This is a genomic window from Mogibacterium neglectum (assembly GCF_030644205.1).
Taxonomy (GTDB): Bacteria; Bacillota; Clostridia; order Peptostreptococcales; family Anaerovoracaceae; genus Mogibacterium; species Mogibacterium neglectum.
Map to the genome: position 1 here is coordinate 899,673 of NZ_CP128647.1, position 16,941 is coordinate 916,613.

Below are 16,941 nucleotides of genomic sequence, written 5' to 3' on the forward strand. Positions count from 1 at the left end.
TTAACAATCGAGCTCCCTGTGAGCTATATTTACAATCTCCTGAGGTAAGACTTTCTCGGACGGTTCAGTCTTCTTAAGATATAGTAGATATTCAATATTACCTTTAGTCCCCTTGACAGGAGAATAATCTAATCCATGTGGATATAGACCATTGACTGCAGCATATCCGATGACCTTATCTATAACCTCGACGTGAACTTTCTTATCACGCACGATACCTTTCTTTCCTACCTGTGCCCTACCTGCTTCAAACTGAGGCTTAATGAGACACATAATTGATCCAGTATCTTTGAGAAGTTCAGCTGCTACTGGAAACATATGCCTCAAAGAAATAAATGAAACATCGATGGAGATAAAATCTATTGGCTCTTCGATAAGACTTGTATCGAGATAACGAATATTTGTTTTCTCCATGTTGATTACTCGTGGATTAACACGAAGCTTATAGTCGAGCTGACCATAACCTACATCTAGGGCATAGACCTTCAATGCACCGTTCATGAGCATACAGTCTGTAAATCCACCTGTTGAAGCCCCCATATCGACAGTGTAAAATCCTTCGAGATTAATATCAAACGATTCTATAGCCTTCTCTAGTTTAAGACCACCACGGCTAACATATTTAAGGAGCTTATCCTTTACGTTAAATTCGCTATTTACATCGAATTTCTGACCAGACTTAGTCTCAACAACACCATCAACGGTAACAAGTCCAGCCATGATTGTACGTTTTGCATTATCACGTGATGAAGCAAGCCCCATATTTACAAGTATGACATCAAGCCTTTCTTTCAAAGTATTCAGTTGCTCCTTTCACTATGTCATTAGACGTGATTCCGCATTCGATTCGAAGCTGATCCACAGAACCTTGTTCGATGAACTTGTTTGGAACACCCAACGTAATTAACCCATAATTATTTCCTGCCTCAATTGCTTTAGCAGCAAATAATTCTCCAAATCCTCCGCGAATAACGTTATCCTCTATGGTAATTACAAGCTTAGTATCTATTTTAGCAAGGTCTTCTTCAAATGGACTAACGACACATACGTTTGTAACACCAACATTGTAACCCATTACCATTAGTTCCCGTGCAGCTTCAAGTGTGGTATCAAGCATATTTCCAACTGCAAATATTGTAATATCAGAGCCTTCGGAAAGCTTAATATTTTTACCCACAAAGGCTTTTAGCTTGAGATGATCGAATTTGGATGTACCACGAGGATACCGGATAGCAACTGGAGAACTCATGTCATTTATAGCATACTCAAGCATCTCTTCTAACTGGGTTCCATCTGCTGGTGCGAACACGGTCATATTAGGGATACTTGAAAGGTAACTAAGGTCGAAAATACCATGATGAGTTTCACCGTCTGCACCGACAAGTCCAGCTCTATCAACGCCAAATACAACATGCTGATTCTGGATACAGACATCTTCAATAATTTGGTCATAAGCTCTCTGTAAAAATGATGAATATATAGGTACAACTGGAATCATGCCTGCTTTTGCAAGTCCTGCGGCAAATAGTACAGCATGTTGTTCAGCTATACCGACATCAAAGAAACGATTTGGAAGCTCATCATAAAATGGACCTAGCCCTGTAGCAGTTCCCATAGCTGCTGTAATAGCAACTATTCGTTTATCTTCTTTTGCTAACTCTAGTAACTTATTACCAAATACTTCTGAGAATGAAACCTCACCCGACGGGCTATTCGACGATAATAAATTACCGTCATCAATACTGAATGGGCCGACTCCGTGGAATTTTCTAGGAAATTTTTCAGACCATGAATAGCCCTTTCCTTTTGTTGTAATTACATGAACAAGAGTTGGTCCATCGACTGCGTTTGCTGCATTAAATGCTTCTATGAGCTTAGGGATGTCATATCCATCAATAGGACCAATATACTTAATTCCCAGTTCCTCGAAAAGTATTCCTTGTTGATCGAGCACAGAAAGCTTAATCCGCGATTTTGTACGGCTTATTCCGTTAGAAATAGATTTTCCTATAAGCGGAACTCTATCTAATGATGTTCGAACGGATTTTTTTACATTTATGTAACTAGAAGAACTACGAAGCCGTTGCAAATGCTTTGATATAGCTCCCACGTTGTGTGCGATAGACATACCGTTATCATTCAGTATTATTCGTACCCTAAGCCTGTTAGAACCGATGTTATTTAAAGCTTCATAAACCAATCCACCGGTCATGGCGCCATCTCCTATTAGAGCAACTACTTCGTTGTCATCTCCTCTTAAGTTACGAGCCACAGCATAGCCAGCTGCCGCACCAAGTGAAGTACTGCTGTGACCAGTATCGTAAGCGTCATGCACGCTTTCATATGCCTTTGGAAAACCGCTTAGCCCTTTAAACTTACGCAGTTTATCAAATTGATCAGCTCTACCGGTAAGTATTTTATGGACATAAGTTTGATGACCGACATCATAGATCATTTTGTCATTTGGGCTGTTATAAACTCTATGCATGGCAACAGTAAGCTCAACTACACCGAGATTTGATGCAAGATGTCCACCTGTCTTAGAGACTTTCTGAATCAAAAATTCCCTAATGTCATTACATAATTGCTCGAGTTGATTCTCGTCAGCTGATTTTATAATAGATATCAGATCTTCATGTTCAAGATCGTATTTCATTATGCTCTCCTCTGTTCCAGCTTAAGAGCTAGATCCGTAAAGAATTTTTTATCTGGTGCTTCAAATCTTTCGATTGATTCGATAGCTGTGACTGTAAGCCTGTGAAGCTCTTGGCGAGCTTGCTCTATACCATTAACTATGGCAAAGTTTGCTTTCTCCTGTTGAGAGTCCTTTCCAGGTGTCTTACCGAGGTCTTCTGCGGAACCTATCATATCTAGAATATCATCTGATATCTGGAAAGCTTTACCGATGCATCTAGCATAAACGGTGAATGCATCAACGATTTCCTTTTCAGCTCCGCCGATGCCTAGTCCGGCGATGATGGGTGCGCTGATAAGAGCCCCTGTCTTATTCTCCTCAATAAAGTCAACGAACTCATGTGAGCAGTCTTTATTGTTATTTTTCACATCAACAACTTGGCCGGTAATCATTCCATTGACACCTGCGGCCTTTGCAATTGCAAGTCCTGCGTAACAGTGCCTCTTAAGCTTGGAAGGATTATCAAAGTGATAAGTAAAATCCTTGAACATGAGTTCCATAGCAGTATTTAAAAGTGCATCACCGCCTAGGATCGCGATATCTTCGCCAAATACTTTATGGTTAGTTGGATTACCACGACGTAAGTCATCATCATCCATCGCAGGTAAATCATCGTGAATGAGTGAATACGTATGAATATATTCAATAGCACATGCATATGGAAGAGCTTCATATATATCCCCTCCTGCAAAATCACATGCGGCCAATAGCATCACTGGACGTAGTCGTTTACCTCCGCCCATAACACTATATTTCATAGAATCAAAAAGAATTTTAGCTTTAGTATCAATCTTAGGAATGTAATCGAGCAAATGCTTTTCGATAATCGCTTTATATTCGTCGTAACTATACATGTTGGTCTCTAATTTTCTTCCTTAGTGTACACTTCGATTTTTTGTTCTGCCTCATCGAGCATCTTGTTGCATAGTTTCGCATCCTTCATTCCTTCATCGAATAATTTCAAAGACTCATCAATCGAAGTTGTCTGTTTTGTAATATTAGATGCAGCATCTACCAAGCCTTGGTATGCTTCCATAAAGGTTTTATCTATATTCTTTTTCATATCACACCTCTTTATTTTGCGTTTTAGACGTAGTTTTAGCTTCAAATGATCCATCGGCCATAACTACTCTATAAGTCTCATCTAAATCGATATTTGATACCTCTGAAACTATATAATTGTCTTTAATAACTAGCGCGTAACCCTTGCTGAGAATATTAGTCGGATTATTCTCTCTAAGTGTTATAACCGCTTTGTCGACATTAAGTTTCATCTCGCGAATTTTACTGCTCATAACGTGATTGAGATGATCTCTTTGAATTTTGATGTTGTTACGTTCCATCTTAATTTTATATGCGATGGATTGTTTTAACTCCTGCTCACTTTTATCGATTTGTTCTCTAAGTTCGAATGTATTGATAGCCGCCATATTAGCTGCTGCCGTTGGTGTCTCAGCTCTAGCATCGGCAACCCAGTCAGATATTGATACATCTGATTCATGACCAACTGCACTTATGATTGGAATCTCTGACGCGAATATCGCTCTTGCAACGCCTTCATCGTTAAATGCTGCTAAATCCTCCGCTGATCCACCGCCACGACCTACAATGAGTACATCTATATGCTTTCCTGATTCATTAACTAAATTTGCAGATTCAATGCTTTTTATAATGCTTGCAGGTGATCCTATTCCTTGAACGAGCGTCGGAAAGATAATTATATCAGCATAATTATTCTTAGTTGTGATTATCTTCTTAATATCTTCAATAGCTGCACCAGTATCTGACGTGACAACGCCTATTCTTCTAGCAAGTCTTGGAATTGGCTTCTTGTGTTCTCTGGCGAATAAGCCTTCTGACTCGAGTAACTTTTTTACGCGATTATACTCCTTCGCAAGATCCCCTTCACCAAAACTCTCAACCATGCGGATAGAAAAAGAATAGTTACCACCACGAGCATATGCGCTTATATCACCTAGCACTACTATTTTACTACCATTCTGAATAAGAGTTGTGTCGATTCTCGAAATATTATTCCTCCATATTACTGCACGAAGTACACTGTTTTCGTCTTTCAGAGAGAAGTACATATGACCACCACTCATGGATATGCCTGAGACTTCACCTATTAAGGGTAAATTCTTGAGGTTAAGGTCGCTATTGAGTTTTTTCGACACATATTCATTAAATTGTGTTATTGAAAATGGATTCATTTAATGCTTTTCCTCCGAGAAGAGCTATGCCTACTGCGTTATCGCCAGATAGCTCTGGGTTACCAAAATTTATCGTGAAAGAACTATTCTCGTGCATGAGTTCTCTTATCTTTATTCTAAAATACGTGCTCGATGCAACGCCTCCAGCCATATAAATTTTTTTGACGTCATACTTATCTGCTAGGTATTTTGATACATCAAAGAGAAGTGTTGATACTCTTTCCATAAGCTCGACAGCAACTTCTGTTCCAGATAATTCTATAGCCTTTAAAACCTGATACTCAGTACCCGACAAGTTAAACCAACCATCATCATTCTTAATCTTTGTTAGATGTTTTGAACCGTTATATCCAGAGTTTAAGGCGAGTTGATCAATGTATTTACCTGCTGGAAAATCGTAACCTAGTTTTACTCCTGTTCTATCTAGTAGTTTACCGACACTTATGTCCTTTGTTCCGCCAACTATTTCAAACTCATAATGAATGCCATCAATAGATGCAAGAAGGGCTTCTGTTGTACCTCCACTGAGATGAATGAATATTGCTTTTTCATCTGATGAGCCTGTATAAAAAGATTTTAGAACTGCAGCAACGTGCCCCTCCTGGTGAGAAAATGTATAAAGTGGTACAGCCAGACTGCTGCTTAGAATTTTAGCAGCATTATATCCTGCCATAAATACGGGCATGTATGAACCTTCAACTCGTCTTGGGGCATCAGAAACGGAAATGCAACAAATATTCCTTATATCAACTGCAGAAAGCGCCTCCTCAATAAATGAAGGCAGAACATTTACTTGCTTAAAGAAAGCAATAGACTGTCTCAGTCCAAGCGTACCGTGTTCAACCTCCAAGAATTCAGATTTTTCAAATATTATATTGTTATGCTCATCGGTAATCGCTACCGACGTTTTATAATTAGATGTATCTATGCCTAGACAATACCTATTGCTCATTTAACTCCCTGTTAATCTTACCAAGCACTGAATTTATAAATGCGTAAGATCTTTCATCTCCATAAGTCTTACCTAGTTCAACAGCTTCATTGATAGATACATTAGCTGGAATTGAATCTACATATAGAATCTCAGCAAGTGCAGTTCTTAATATAGCGAGATCAGCTTTAGGAAGTCTGTTTATATCCCAGTTATCGATATTCTTAGAAATAAGCTTATCTATTTCACCGATATGATCTCTAATAGAGCTTAGTGTTTCTAATGCCTGCTTTTGTTTTAGCGCTTTCTCTGCCTCTTCGACACAGGTGAGTTGCTCGTAATCGAAATTATCAGTTAAATCCATTTGATAAACGAACTGCATTATGTTTTCTCTAATTGTTCTTCTATCCATTAATCATTCTCCTGGTCGATTCCTTCTACACTTATATTTACAGCATCTACTTTTAGTCCAGTAAATTCTTCAATTGCAGTTTTAACTGCACTTTGAATTTCATAAGATAACTGAGGAATGTTGTAACCATAATACACTATAATATGCAGGTTGATAGAGATATTGTCGCCATTCCGACTGATTCGTACACCGTTCATGCCACTATCGCGGCCAAATATATTTTTTGAAAAACTATCAGAAATACTTGAAATCATTTTGCTTACGCCCTTGATCTTGTGTATTTCATCTGTAATATATCCAACAATAACCTGATCATCTATCGTGATATTACCATTGCTAGTATTGAAGTTACTCATCTAAATTATCGTCCTTCTTGGTATTATTATCATTCTCATCTATTGTAATGCGAATCTTTTCGATACGTCTATCCTTAACCTCCAAAATCTGGAAAGTAACATTACCATATTTTATAGGCTTATAAGTGGAGTTCTCTTTAGGAATCTCACCGATATAATCAATTATAAATCCTCCCACAGTTTCACTGTTTTCAGATTCAAGATTAATACCTATCTCTTCATCAAGATCATCAAGATATACGTTCCCATCAACGATGTACTCTGATTCTGAAACCTTTTCTATGATTCTATCCTCATCGTCAAATTCGTCATCGATATCTCCAACTATCTGTTCGATAATATCTTCAATCGATACGATTCCGCTAAAACCCCCATACTCGTCGATTAATATAGCAATATGTTGTTTTGTCTTTTGCAGTTCTACAAAAAGGGAGTCGATATTCTTGGTTTCTGGTACCAAATAAGGTTCTCGCATTATCTCTCTAATATTAATATTGTCAAAACCCGAAGAAGCACCTTTTAGCAAATAATCCTTAACTAAGAGAAGCCCTATTATGTTGTCAGTATCGCCATCACATATTGGTATGCGTGAGTGACGAAGTTCCATAAGTTCTTCGAAATACTCTTCTTTGTCATCCTGTAGGTCAATCATAAAAACATCGGTTCTTGGCGTCATAATCTCATATGCAAGCAAATCATCGAATTCGAATATACTATCAATCATTCGACGACCTTCCTCTTTGAGATCACCGCTTTCCTGACCCTTATCGAGCATTGACCTTACATGATCCTCAGAAAACTGCGCATCATCAACATCAATATCTTTTCTCATCACGAGAAGAAGTAAATTGGCAACGCCTAAACATAGCTTTGTGATAGGAAATAGCGCAATACATATAAATCGCTGCATTTTAATTAATCTTAGAGCATATGAATCAGAAGATTGTGCGGCGAGTTTCTTTGGGAGAATATCAGCTATCGCAAAATAAATAGTTGCAAAGATGATATTTGCTATAAGTGGAAGAAACCTATACGTACTGAGTCTACTGTAAAAGCCAAAATTAAAAATAATTATGACAATTATTGCCATCGAATACATAAAAATCCTGTCTGGATATTGGTATTTTGATGGTTTCTTTATGAAATTGTGGATGAGCTCCACACTCTTGTTGTTGGGTTCATCTTCTAAAATTTCGTTTAGTTTATTTCTATCTACACAATCAAGTGCATATAACGAAGCAGAAACTAGTCCGTTTAAGATTAGAATTGCGAAAACTATAAGTACATATGTGGTCCAACTAACGGGGTCAGATGACATGATTTTCTCCTTGTAAAATTTAATTAGTATGAATACGCGATATTCTACTTTTAAAACTCTTTTTTCTTTCTAAGTATAAAATCAGAGGAATATACTTTACTAAGTTTAACTTTAATAATCTGCTGAGGATGAGGTGCTGATTCAATAGGATTATTATCTTCATCATACATCTCTCTAACTATTTCATCAGTGTATTCTGTACGAGGTCCAAATACTTCAATGTCATCGCCAACACAGAATTTATTGCGCTGCTCGACAATAGTTAGACCGCTATCAGGCTCATTGCCTCTTACAACACCAATAAACGAGTATTCGCGAGTATAATCGCTACTAGAGTAGTTCTGTCCGCTGCTATCAGGCTTAGAATAATAGAAACCATGATAGAATTCTCTATGACTTGCTTTGCAAAGCTCTTTATACCATTTATCTTGAAATTTATAGTTATCAGGATCCTCAAGGCATGCATCTAGTGCAGCTCTATATGCATAAACAACGGTTGCTACATAAAATGGGCTCTTCATACGTCCTTCGATTTTCAGTGAATAAATTCCAGCATCTATTAAATCAGGGAGTTTATCAAGCATGCATAAATCACGTGAATTCATGATATAGCTGCCACGATCGTCTTCCTCAACTGGATAGTATTCCCCTGGTCTCTTCTCTTCGACTAGTGAGTATTTCCATCTACATGGATGTGTGCATGAACCTCTGTTAGCATCTCTACCAACCATAAAATTGCTAAGCAAACATCTACCTGAGTAAGACATGCACATAGCTCCATGAACGAATGCTTCTATTTCAGTATCAGGGGGAAGAACTTTCCTCATTTCTCTAAGCTCTTCAAGGCTCATCTCTCTGGCAGCAACGATTCTTTTTGCGCCCATCTGGTCAACCCAAAATGCTGCAGTCATATAGTTGGTAGTATTCGCCTGTGTACTGATATGAATCTCTGCATCAGGGATTATACCTTTTACTATGGTCATGACACCCGGATCTGAGACGAGGAATGCATCAATAGGTATGTCCTTTATCTTTTCGAGATATTCCTTCAGTGGAAAAATATCATCATTGTGCGGATAAATATTGATGGTCATATATCCTTTTGCATCGTGTTCATGGATAAAGTCCATCGCCTCTTTAATTTCATTTATAGATAAATTTCCTGCTCCGGCACGAAGACTGAACAGTTCGCCTCCAAAATAAACTGCATCAGCACCGTATATAATAGCTATTTTAAGCTTCTCAATATCGCCAGCTGGAGCAAGTAGCTCAATTTTCTTCTTAGTCATTCAGTTTAATTATAGCAAGACCATCTCCACAGCTTAACAAAGAAATGGTCAAGTCCTTTCTACCCTTTAAATACTCTAAAAACTCTTTCATTCTCTTGACACTTGTCCTGTGTCTACGTCCAGGATCTATTGTTGAACCCGTTAAATAACCATGAATCAATATATTGTCACATATGATTGTTGCACCTGGTTTTGCTAATTTCTCAGCTCTGTCAAAGAACTCACGATAATGACTCTTAGCGGCATCTATAAAAATAAGATCGAATCGGGATTCTAGTGAATCATTTTTAATCAAAGAATCTAGTATGCCGTTTGCATCACCGAATTTCAAGTCAATTAGGCTTTCAAAACCAAGGGATTTTACATTAGAAACCGCATAATCATACATATGAGGGGATCTCTCTATCGTTGTGATATGTGCCCCCTCACAAGCAGTTGCAAAATAACACGCTGAATATCCGTAAGCCGTTCCGAGCTCAAGGATATGATCTGGCTTCGCTATCTTCAAAAAAGTATTTAAATAACTTTCTGTTTCACGTAGTATCAGCGGTACGTTGTCATCCTCACAAAATAATCTAAGCTTTCCTAAATTTTCAGATATTGGTGAGTAAAATGAGTCTAAGAGATTAACGATTTTTTCGTCAGTTATACTCATTATTTGTTCTTCTCCGCTAAAGCTTTTGAATATGCTTCTTTATCTTTTAAGAACTTATTATAGTCCTTACTAAAGTTATGCGTTCCATCTAGCTTCTCACTTACAACATAGTACAAGTAATCGGTGCTCTCAGGATAAAGAGCAGCTTTAATAGAAGCCTTTCCAGGTGAACAGATAGGTCCAGGTGGCAGACCCTGATTAGTATATGTATTGTATGGTGAATCAATCTTAGTATCGGCAATTGAAAGATTCTCTTTAGGTTTCCCTAGTGCGTACTGAATAGTCGCATCAATTTGAAGAGGCATGCCAGCTTTTATTCTGTTATAAATAACACTTGCAATTTTAGCTCTGTCACCATCATATTGGGATTCTCGCTCGATTAGAGAAGCGATAATGATTATTTCATTTTCACTCAGATTAAGTTGTTTGGCACGTTTCTTATACTTCTTGGTAAATACCTTATCATATTGATTTAGCATTGTAGTAATAACCTGAGTTTCATCAGCATCCAAGTCTACCGCATAAGTGTCTGGATAGAGGTAGCCTTCAAGATGATTTTCACCTGACTGAGCTCCCTTAAGAAAAGAAAATTTGCTAAAATCACCATGCTTAGCTACTTCAAGGAACTTGTCTTTATTGACAATTCCCTCTTTGTCTAATTTAGTAGCGGTCTGCTCAATAGTATATCCCTCAGGGATTGTAAAAGTCTTTGTACTTGAAACGCCCTTAACGATAGTCTGTGCTATATCACTAGACCTCATGCTAGGAGAAATAGAAAAGCTTCCAGCCTTGTATTTGCCATCATAGCGCCAAATCTTTGATACCAGCTTATATTTAGATACGCTACTGATGACCCCTTTTTTGTAAAGCTCTTTCGCAATATCGTCAGTTGATGAACCTTCTTTAATCTTAACGACTACAAATGTGTTATCAGCTCTATCTTTTGGCTTGTTAATTATAAGAAGTGATGCACTTAAAGCGATAAGGATAAGCAATAGAGCGATAAGAATGCCTAAAGCTTTCTTTACTGATTTCTTCATATTACCTCCTACAACTAGGAATATTGTTAGCCAATATCGATTCAAATTGAAATTAGCTAACAATCTTGTTACACAATATTTAAATAAATAATTAAGATAAAAGTTATACTACTTAGCTCTTCCTAAGTATTCTCCACCATCTCTTGTATCTATCTGTATAACCTCTCCCTCTTCGATGAAGATTGGAACCTGAATTACAGCACCTGTTTCAACGGTAGCAGCCTTAGTAACATTTGTTGCTGTATCTCCCTTAATGCCAGGCTCAGTTTCGATAACTTTGAGATCTACGAAGTTTGGAGCTTCAACAGCAAAAGCATTTCCCTGATAGAACTTAATAGTAGCAGTATCATTTTCTCTAATAAACTTTACAGCATCTTCAACGAGATCTGCACTTAGAGGGACCTGATCGAATGTTTCCTGATCCATGAAGTAATAGAGCTCTCCGTCGTTATATAGATACTGCATGGTCTTTGTTTCGATGTGTGCCTTTGGGAACTTATCGTTAGGGTTAAACGCTTCTTCTCTAGTAGCACCTGTAAGGATATTTCTATACTTAGTCCTTACGAAAGCTGCGCCCTTACCGGGCTTTACATGCTGAAAGTCAAGAACAACATGCGGTTCTCCGTTCATCTCAAAAGTTACACCTTTTCTGAAATCTCCTGCACTAATCATACTTATTCTCTCTTTCTGTGATATTAAATTAAAAATTATTATCTTATCATTACAAACGTATATTAACTATATTATATCAAATATCAAAATTAAATATTAATTTTAATAACATCTGAAAGAATTTCATATACGTCTTTCATCATTATAGCAAATCTCGCCTCTGCTTGCATATATTCAGCTGCTTTAGGGTTAGAGGACATCATTGCATACATAGATTGCATCTGTGCCATAGATTCCTGTCCTACTTCTTCTCCACTTAGCTGTTTTGCTTGAATTTCAATCTGACGCTTTTGAATGTCGTTAATCATCTGATTAAGAGTTGGATCTTGTTCAACCTCTTTGCGAAGCTTATCATAATCTATAAATTCATTGCTTGCTTTAATAGCAGAAGCAAGTTCATGAGCACTAGAATAAACATTCATTTGAAATACCTCCTCAAAATTAAGCAAATGTTTATATGTCTAAAATCACTGGCAGAATAACTGGACTTCTGCGAGTTTTCTTGTAGATGAATCCCCTCATATCGTCTTTGATGATACTCTTAAGGGCATTTACATCATCTAATCCGATGTTATTCCATTTGTCAATAGACTCATACACAATTTCAGTTGCTTCGTTGATGAGAGGCATATTCTCTTTTACGTAGATAAATCCACGAGTTATAAGCTCTGGCCTGGAGGCAAGCAGACCTGAATTGCTGTCAATTGAAACGGCAATAACTATAAGGCCCGACTCGGATAACTGTTTCCTGTCGCGCAATACTACATTGCCAACGTCACCAACTCCATAACCATCAACGAGTACATCTTCTGCTGGTGCTGCCTCTGGTTCAACTTTTGCCTGCTTACCAGTTATGCGAAGCGCATCTCCATTGTTCATGACGAAGATATTGCCTCTATCCATTCCAAGCGATTCAGCAAGCCGCGCATGTTCGCGTAGGTGACGGTACTCACCATGTGCAGGAATAAAGAATCTAGGTCTAACAAGTGAATGTATAAGTTTTAATTCCTCTTTGCAGGCATGTCCTGAAACATGTATATCGACAAAGTCTGATAAGAATACATTAACTTTTTTCTCGTAAAGCTTATTAACTATATTGGTTACTGCCTTTGCATTGCCAGGAATTGGCGATGACGAGAAGACGACAGTATCTCCGGCTTTTAATTTAACTGCTCTATGCGAGTCATTTGCCATTCTTGTCAGTGCGGACATAGGTTCCCCCTGACTTCCAGTGGTAATAATTGTGATATTTGCATCTGGAATATTTCCAATTTTCCTTATATCTACAAAAGCAGATTCTGGAAGGTTGAGATATCCAAGTTCTCTTGCAAGAGTTACTACATTTTCCATCGAACGACCAGATATTGCAATCTTACGCCCATACTTTATCGAAGCCTCCATGAAGTACTTGATTCTATATATGTTAGAGGAAAATGTTGCTATAATTAAACGCTTCTCCGTCTTTGCAAAAATCTCGTTCATAGAATCCACAACAACTCGCTCTGATGGAGTATATCCTGGTCTTAAAACATTTGTACTATCGCAGAGAAGAACATCTACGCCTTCTTGTCCAAGTTGGGCAAACTTTGCAAGATCGATTCTCTTGCCATCTAGTGGAGAGTAGTCAATCTTAAAGTCACCAGTGTGAACAAGATGACCTCCGGGACACTTTATCGAATAAGCCATTGAATCTGCAATACTATGATTAGTATGAATCGCTTCAACTCTAAAAGCACCAATATTGAAGATATCACCAGCTTCAATAACGTGTTCTTCCATTGATAAGCCATGTTCTTTGAGCTTATTTCGTATAAGACCCATAGAGAGTGGAGGTGCGTATACAGGAACATTTATCACCTTAAGAAGGAATGGTACGCCACCGATATGATCTTCGTGACCATGCGTTATGATAAGTCCCTTAATTTTTTCCTTATTTTCCTTAAGATATGTGAAATCAGGAATCACGACGTCTATACCAAACATCTCATCTTCAGGAAACGAAAATCCACAGTCGATTATAAGAATATCATTTTTATATTCAATGAGAGTAATATTCTTCCCAATTTCCTTGAGACCACCTAAAGGCATAATCCTCATAGTTTCAAGCGGTGCTTTAGGTCGCTTCCTTTGATTATTATTTTGGTTATTCGAAGAATGATTTTTACCTTGCAAATTTTTGCTACTCTTTCCAAGATTTTTATTTTGGCTAGTATTTATCTTTGTGTCAGTGTTCTTCGTATTATTGTTTCTTGAGGTAATATTATCGTTGCTAAACCTATTGTTTCTTTTTTGAGTTCTATTTGTAGAGTGTTTATTTTGCCTATTGTTAATAGATGTTTTTACCCCTTTAGCTCTAGAACGAGAATTATCACTTACCTTAAATTTGCTATTACGTGGCGATGATTCACCGCCACGATTATTATCAATCTTATTTCTTGTTCCTGATAAATTTGAACTATCTGATTTCTGGAACTTTTTACTATTTCTGTTTTCTATTCCCATATTCATACCCGAAGATTACTTAACAACGAAGTTTACTAGTTTGCCTGGAATTACAATAGCTTTTACGATATTTAAATCGCCTATAGATTCCTGAACCTTCTCACTGTTTTTTGCAGCTTCTTCGAGCATTTCCTTTGATGAATCCTTTGACATTGTGAGCTTATCCTTCAATTTACCATTCACTTGAACGATAATCTCTACATCATCAAGAACCAATGCTGACTCATCAAATTCTGGCCATAGTGCACTATATATACGCGATCCCTCGCCTAATTCCGACCAAAGCTCTTCGCATATATGAGGAGTGAATGGACTTAGAACTAAAATCGTACTCTTAATAGCCTTGTTGAGAAGAGGCATATTAACATTTTTAAGCTGCTTATACTTGTAAAGTTCATTAACTAGTTCCATTATCGAGCTAATTGCAGTATTGAAGCTGAATCTACCGCCAACATCATCTGATACTTTCTTAATAGTTTTATTTAATTGATAGTTGAGAGCTTTGTCTTCAGGAGTAACTGCAACTACATCACCAGAAACTGCATCAATATCTCTGATATCTGTTACATAATCATATACAAGTCTGTAAACTCTATTAAGGAATCTATAGCTTCCTTCTACGCCGGCGTCTGACCAATCGAGCTCCTTTTCTGGTGGTGCAGCAAATAGTATGAATAATCTAGCAGTATCTGCCCCATATTTCTTCTGAATTTCCTCAGGGCTAACTACGTTGCCGAGTGACTTACTCATTTTAGCTCCATCCTTAATAACCATACCTTGAGTAAGAAGATTCTGGAATGGCTCTCTAGCTGAAACAAAGCCAAGATCTGCTAGTACCTTCTGGAAAAATCTTGAGTAGAGAAGATGAAGAATTGCGTGTTCAACTCCTCCGATATACTGGTCAACATTCATCCAATAGTCGACTTTATCTCGGTCAAATGGCTTTTTGCCATTGTGAGGATCGCAGTACCTTAAAAAATACCACGATGAATCCACAAACGTATCCATAGTATCAATCTCTCGTCTAGCTGGCTTTCCACAGCAAGGACAAGTTGTATCAATAAAAGTTGAACTAGTAGCTATTGGTGATTCGCCCTTACCTGTAAATTCGATATCAGTAGGAAGCTTTACTGGAAGATTCTCTTCTTTTTCAGGTATCCAGCCACATTCATCACAATAAACCATCGGTATAGGGCATCCCCAGTACCTCTGCCTTGAAATTAGCCAGTCCCTTAGCTTAAAGTTAATTGACTTCTTTCCGATTCCTTTTTGTTCAATATAATCAATAACCTTAGGAATTGATTTAAGATTATCTAGACCATTGAATTCACCTGAATTGATTAATTTACCTTCTGCAGGAGCAGCCTCTTTGAGGTCGTATAAATCAACTTCAGGGTCATTGACGTCTACTACTGGAACAATTTCTAGGCCAAATTTCTTTGCAAACTCAAAGTCCCTCTGATCATGGGCAGGAACCGCCATTACAGCTCCAGTTCCGTAGTCCATAAGTACGTAATCTGAAATGTAAATAGGAATCTTCTTGCCAGTAAACGGATTTATACAGTAACGCCCTATGAACACACCGGTTTTCTCCTTTGTAAGTGAAACTCTCTCAATTTCGCTCTTATGTGCACATTCTGCAATGTATTCATTTGTTGCTTTTTCGTATTCGGTTCCTAGAGTTAACTCCTTAACATAAGGATGCTCTGGAGCCATGACCATAAATGTTACACCGTAAACAGTATCACATCTCGTCGTATATACATTTAGAGCATTATCTGTTCCATCTATCTGAAATCTGATTTCAGCTCCTGTCGATTTACCAATCCAATTCTTTTGCATAAGCTTAACTTTATTTGGCCAACCATCAAGCTTGTCAAGATCTTCAAGCAATGCATCAGCATAATCAGTAATCTTTAAATACCATTGAGATAGATGCTTTTTTGTTACTGGTGTATGACAACGCTCACAAGCCCCTTCAACTACCTGCTCATTAGCGAGAACTGTCTTGCATGAAGGACACCAATTTACAGGATTCTCCTTCTTATAAGCGAGTCCTTTCTTCTGAAATTGAATAAATAACCACTGCATCCAGCGATAATAATCCTCTTTGCAGGTTGCAACTTCTCTATCCCAGTCATAGCTAAATCCAAGTGCAGATAGCTGTTTACGCATCTCGGCAATGTTGTTATCAGTCCAAATCGCAGGATGAATACCGTTCTTTATAGCTGCATTTTCCGCAGGAAGCCCAAACGAATCCCAGCCCATTGGATGAAGTACATTAAAGCCCTTCATTTTCTTAAATCTTGCAATAGCATCTCCAATAGAATAGTTACGCACATGTCCCATATGGAGCTTACCCGATGGATATGGGAACATCTCGAGTGTATAGTATTTTTCTTTGGTATTGTCATCACTTGTTTTAAAAGCCTGTTCATCAGACCAAATTTTTTGCCACTTTGATTCTATTTCGCCGAAATTGTATTTTTCGTTCATAATCGTGCCCTTTCTTTTATTTTTCAATGAATACTATTTCGCAATCACTCCAAATCTTATCAAGAGTGTATTTGTCTCTAGTCTCTGCCGTAAATAGATTTATAATTATATCCCCGTAGTCTGCGAGAATCCATCCGGAACCTTGAATCCCTTCAACGTTTTTCTGCTCAAGTCCTAGCTCTGCTGCCTTCCCTTCTGTGAAGTCAAGAAGTGCACTAAGCTGCCTGTCAGAACCTGCGGTTGCATTGATGAAAAAATCTGCAAATGAGGATTTTTCAGCAATATTAATAACTGTAATATCACGAGCTTTTTTCTCGGATAAAACCTTAGCTATTTCAATTGCGTTACTTTGCATTGTCATA

The 16,941-nt window shown here is 37.7% G+C and carries 17 protein-coding genes; all 17 read right to left on the reverse strand.

The features are described 5' to 3' along the window. The gene (locus tag QU661_RS04205; protein WP_304989035.1) at positions 1–795 is read right to left on the reverse strand and encodes a TlyA family RNA methyltransferase; all 795 of its coding nucleotides are present in this window, start codon (positions 793–795) and stop codon (positions 1–3) included. Then, entirely contained in the window at positions 779–2,656 is a 1,878-nt protein-coding gene (dxs, locus tag QU661_RS04210; protein WP_304989036.1) for a 1-deoxy-D-xylulose-5-phosphate synthase, read from the reverse strand. The genes QU661_RS04205 and dxs overlap by 17 nt, the downstream gene beginning before the upstream one ends. Further along, positions 2,656–3,549 (reverse strand): polyprenyl synthetase family protein, encoded by an 894-nt coding sequence (locus tag QU661_RS04215; RefSeq protein ID WP_304989037.1) that lies wholly within the window; start codon positions 3,547–3,549, stop codon positions 2,656–2,658. The genes dxs and QU661_RS04215 overlap by 1 nt, the downstream gene beginning before the upstream one ends. An 8-nt stretch (positions 3,550–3,557) precedes the next feature. Next, positions 3,558–3,758 carry an exodeoxyribonuclease VII small subunit gene (gene xseB, locus QU661_RS04220; protein WP_304989038.1) on the reverse strand — a complete coding sequence of 67 codons (201 nt, stop codon included), beginning with the start codon at positions 3,756–3,758 and terminating at the stop codon, positions 3,558–3,560. A gap of 1 nt (position 3,759) precedes the next feature. After that, on the reverse strand, positions 3,760–4,908 hold the full coding sequence (gene xseA, locus QU661_RS04225) for an exodeoxyribonuclease VII large subunit (RefSeq protein ID WP_304989039.1): 1,149 nt from the start codon (positions 4,906–4,908) through the stop codon (positions 3,760–3,762). Then, positions 4,880–5,860: a tRNA (adenosine(37)-N6)-threonylcarbamoyltransferase complex transferase subunit TsaD gene (locus QU661_RS04230; protein WP_304989040.1), complete on the reverse strand. Its 981-nt coding sequence runs from the start codon at positions 5,858–5,860 to the stop codon at positions 4,880–4,882. The genes xseA and QU661_RS04230 overlap by 29 nt, the downstream gene beginning before the upstream one ends. Then, positions 5,850–6,251: a transcription antitermination factor NusB gene (gene nusB / locus QU661_RS04235; protein ID WP_304989041.1), complete on the reverse strand. Its 402-nt coding sequence runs from the start codon at positions 6,249–6,251 to the stop codon at positions 5,850–5,852. The genes QU661_RS04230 and nusB overlap by 11 nt, the downstream gene beginning before the upstream one ends. Then, positions 6,251–6,607 carry an Asp23/Gls24 family envelope stress response protein gene (locus QU661_RS04240; RefSeq protein WP_304989042.1) on the reverse strand — a complete coding sequence of 119 codons (357 nt, stop codon included), beginning with the start codon at positions 6,605–6,607 and terminating at the stop codon, positions 6,251–6,253. The genes nusB and QU661_RS04240 overlap by 1 nt, the downstream gene beginning before the upstream one ends. Continuing rightward, a complete protein-coding gene (locus QU661_RS04245) occupies positions 6,600–7,925 on the reverse strand; it encodes a hemolysin family protein (RefSeq protein WP_304989043.1) in 1,326 nt (441 codons plus the stop codon). The genes QU661_RS04240 and QU661_RS04245 overlap by 8 nt, the downstream gene beginning before the upstream one ends. 50 nt (positions 7,926–7,975) lie before the next feature. After that, positions 7,976–9,214: a peptidase U32 family protein gene (locus QU661_RS04250; RefSeq protein WP_304989044.1), complete on the reverse strand. Its 1,239-nt coding sequence runs from the start codon at positions 9,212–9,214 to the stop codon at positions 7,976–7,978. Next, positions 9,207–9,869, reverse strand: coding sequence for an O-methyltransferase (locus QU661_RS04255; protein ID WP_304989045.1), 663 nt, complete (start codon positions 9,867–9,869; stop codon positions 9,207–9,209). Before QU661_RS04255 ends, QU661_RS04250 begins: the two co-directional genes overlap by 8 nt. Further along, a complete protein-coding gene (gene mltG / locus QU661_RS04260; protein WP_304989046.1) occupies positions 9,869–10,909 on the reverse strand; it encodes an endolytic transglycosylase MltG in 1,041 nt (346 codons plus the stop codon). Before mltG ends, QU661_RS04255 begins: the two co-directional genes overlap by 1 nt. Positions 10,910–11,017: 108 nt before the next feature. Continuing rightward, on the reverse strand, positions 11,018–11,581 hold the full coding sequence (gene efp, locus QU661_RS04265) for an elongation factor P (RefSeq protein WP_304989047.1): 564 nt from the start codon (positions 11,579–11,581) through the stop codon (positions 11,018–11,020). 89 nt (positions 11,582–11,670) lie between these two features. Continuing rightward, positions 11,671–12,003 carry a YlbF/YmcA family competence regulator gene (locus tag QU661_RS04270; protein ID WP_304989048.1) on the reverse strand — a complete coding sequence of 111 codons (333 nt, stop codon included), beginning with the start codon at positions 12,001–12,003 and terminating at the stop codon, positions 11,671–11,673. 31 nt (positions 12,004–12,034) lie between these two features. Further along, positions 12,035–14,083, reverse strand: a complete 2,049-nt coding sequence (locus tag QU661_RS04275) for a ribonuclease J (RefSeq protein WP_304989049.1) — start codon at positions 14,081–14,083, stop codon at positions 12,035–12,037. 15 nt (positions 14,084–14,098) lie between these two features. Beyond that, a complete protein-coding gene (gene leuS, locus QU661_RS04280) occupies positions 14,099–16,579 on the reverse strand; it encodes a leucine--tRNA ligase (protein WP_304989050.1) in 2,481 nt (826 codons plus the stop codon). Between the two features lie 16 nt (positions 16,580–16,595). After that, positions 16,596–16,940 (reverse strand): ribosome silencing factor, encoded by a 345-nt coding sequence (gene rsfS, locus QU661_RS04285; RefSeq protein WP_304989051.1) that lies wholly within the window; start codon positions 16,938–16,940, stop codon positions 16,596–16,598. Position 16,941: the final 1 nt, after the last annotated feature.

Excerpts from the sequence above, each read along its gene's own strand:
- rsfS (WP_304989051.1), bottom strand. The coding sequence starts at position 16,940 with ATGACAATGCAAAGTAACGCAATTGAAATAGCTAAGGTTTTATCCGAG.
- QU661_RS04255 (WP_304989045.1), bottom strand. The coding sequence starts at position 9,869 with ATGAGTATAACTGACGAAAAAATCGTTAATCTCTTAGACTCATTTTAC.
- QU661_RS04240 (WP_304989042.1), bottom strand. The coding sequence starts at position 6,607 with ATGAGTAACTTCAATACTAGCAATGGTAATATCACGATAGATGATCAG.
- leuS (WP_304989050.1), bottom strand. The coding sequence starts at position 16,579 with ATGAACGAAAAATACAATTTCGGCGAAATAGAATCAAAGTGGCAAAAA.
- nusB (WP_304989041.1), bottom strand. The coding sequence starts at position 6,251 with ATGGATAGAAGAACAATTAGAGAAAACATAATGCAGTTCGTTTATCAA.
- xseA (WP_304989039.1), bottom strand. The coding sequence starts at position 4,908 with ATGAATCCATTTTCAATAACACAATTTAATGAATATGTGTCGAAAAAA.
- QU661_RS04215 (WP_304989037.1), bottom strand. The coding sequence starts at position 3,549 with ATGTATAGTTACGACGAATATAAAGCGATTATCGAAAAGCATTTGCTC.
- QU661_RS04270 (WP_304989048.1), bottom strand. The coding sequence starts at position 12,003 with ATGAATGTTTATTCTAGTGCTCATGAACTTGCTTCTGCTATTAAAGCA.
- xseB (WP_304989038.1), bottom strand. The coding sequence starts at position 3,758 with ATGAAAAAGAATATAGATAAAACCTTTATGGAAGCATACCAAGGCTTG.
- QU661_RS04230 (WP_304989040.1), bottom strand. The coding sequence starts at position 5,860 with ATGAGCAATAGGTATTGTCTAGGCATAGATACATCTAATTATAAAACG.
- QU661_RS04245 (WP_304989043.1), bottom strand. The coding sequence starts at position 7,925 with ATGTCATCTGACCCCGTTAGTTGGACCACATATGTACTTATAGTTTTC.
- mltG (WP_304989046.1), bottom strand. The coding sequence starts at position 10,909 with ATGAAGAAATCAGTAAAGAAAGCTTTAGGCATTCTTATCGCTCTATTG.
- efp (WP_304989047.1), bottom strand. The coding sequence starts at position 11,581 with ATGATTAGTGCAGGAGATTTCAGAAAAGGTGTAACTTTTGAGATGAAC.
- dxs (WP_304989036.1), bottom strand. The coding sequence starts at position 2,656 with ATGAAATACGATCTTGAACATGAAGATCTGATATCTATTATAAAATCA.
- QU661_RS04250 (WP_304989044.1), bottom strand. The coding sequence starts at position 9,214 with ATGACTAAGAAGAAAATTGAGCTACTTGCTCCAGCTGGCGATATTGAG.
- QU661_RS04275 (WP_304989049.1), bottom strand. The coding sequence starts at position 14,083 with ATGGGAATAGAAAACAGAAATAGTAAAAAGTTCCAGAAATCAGATAGT.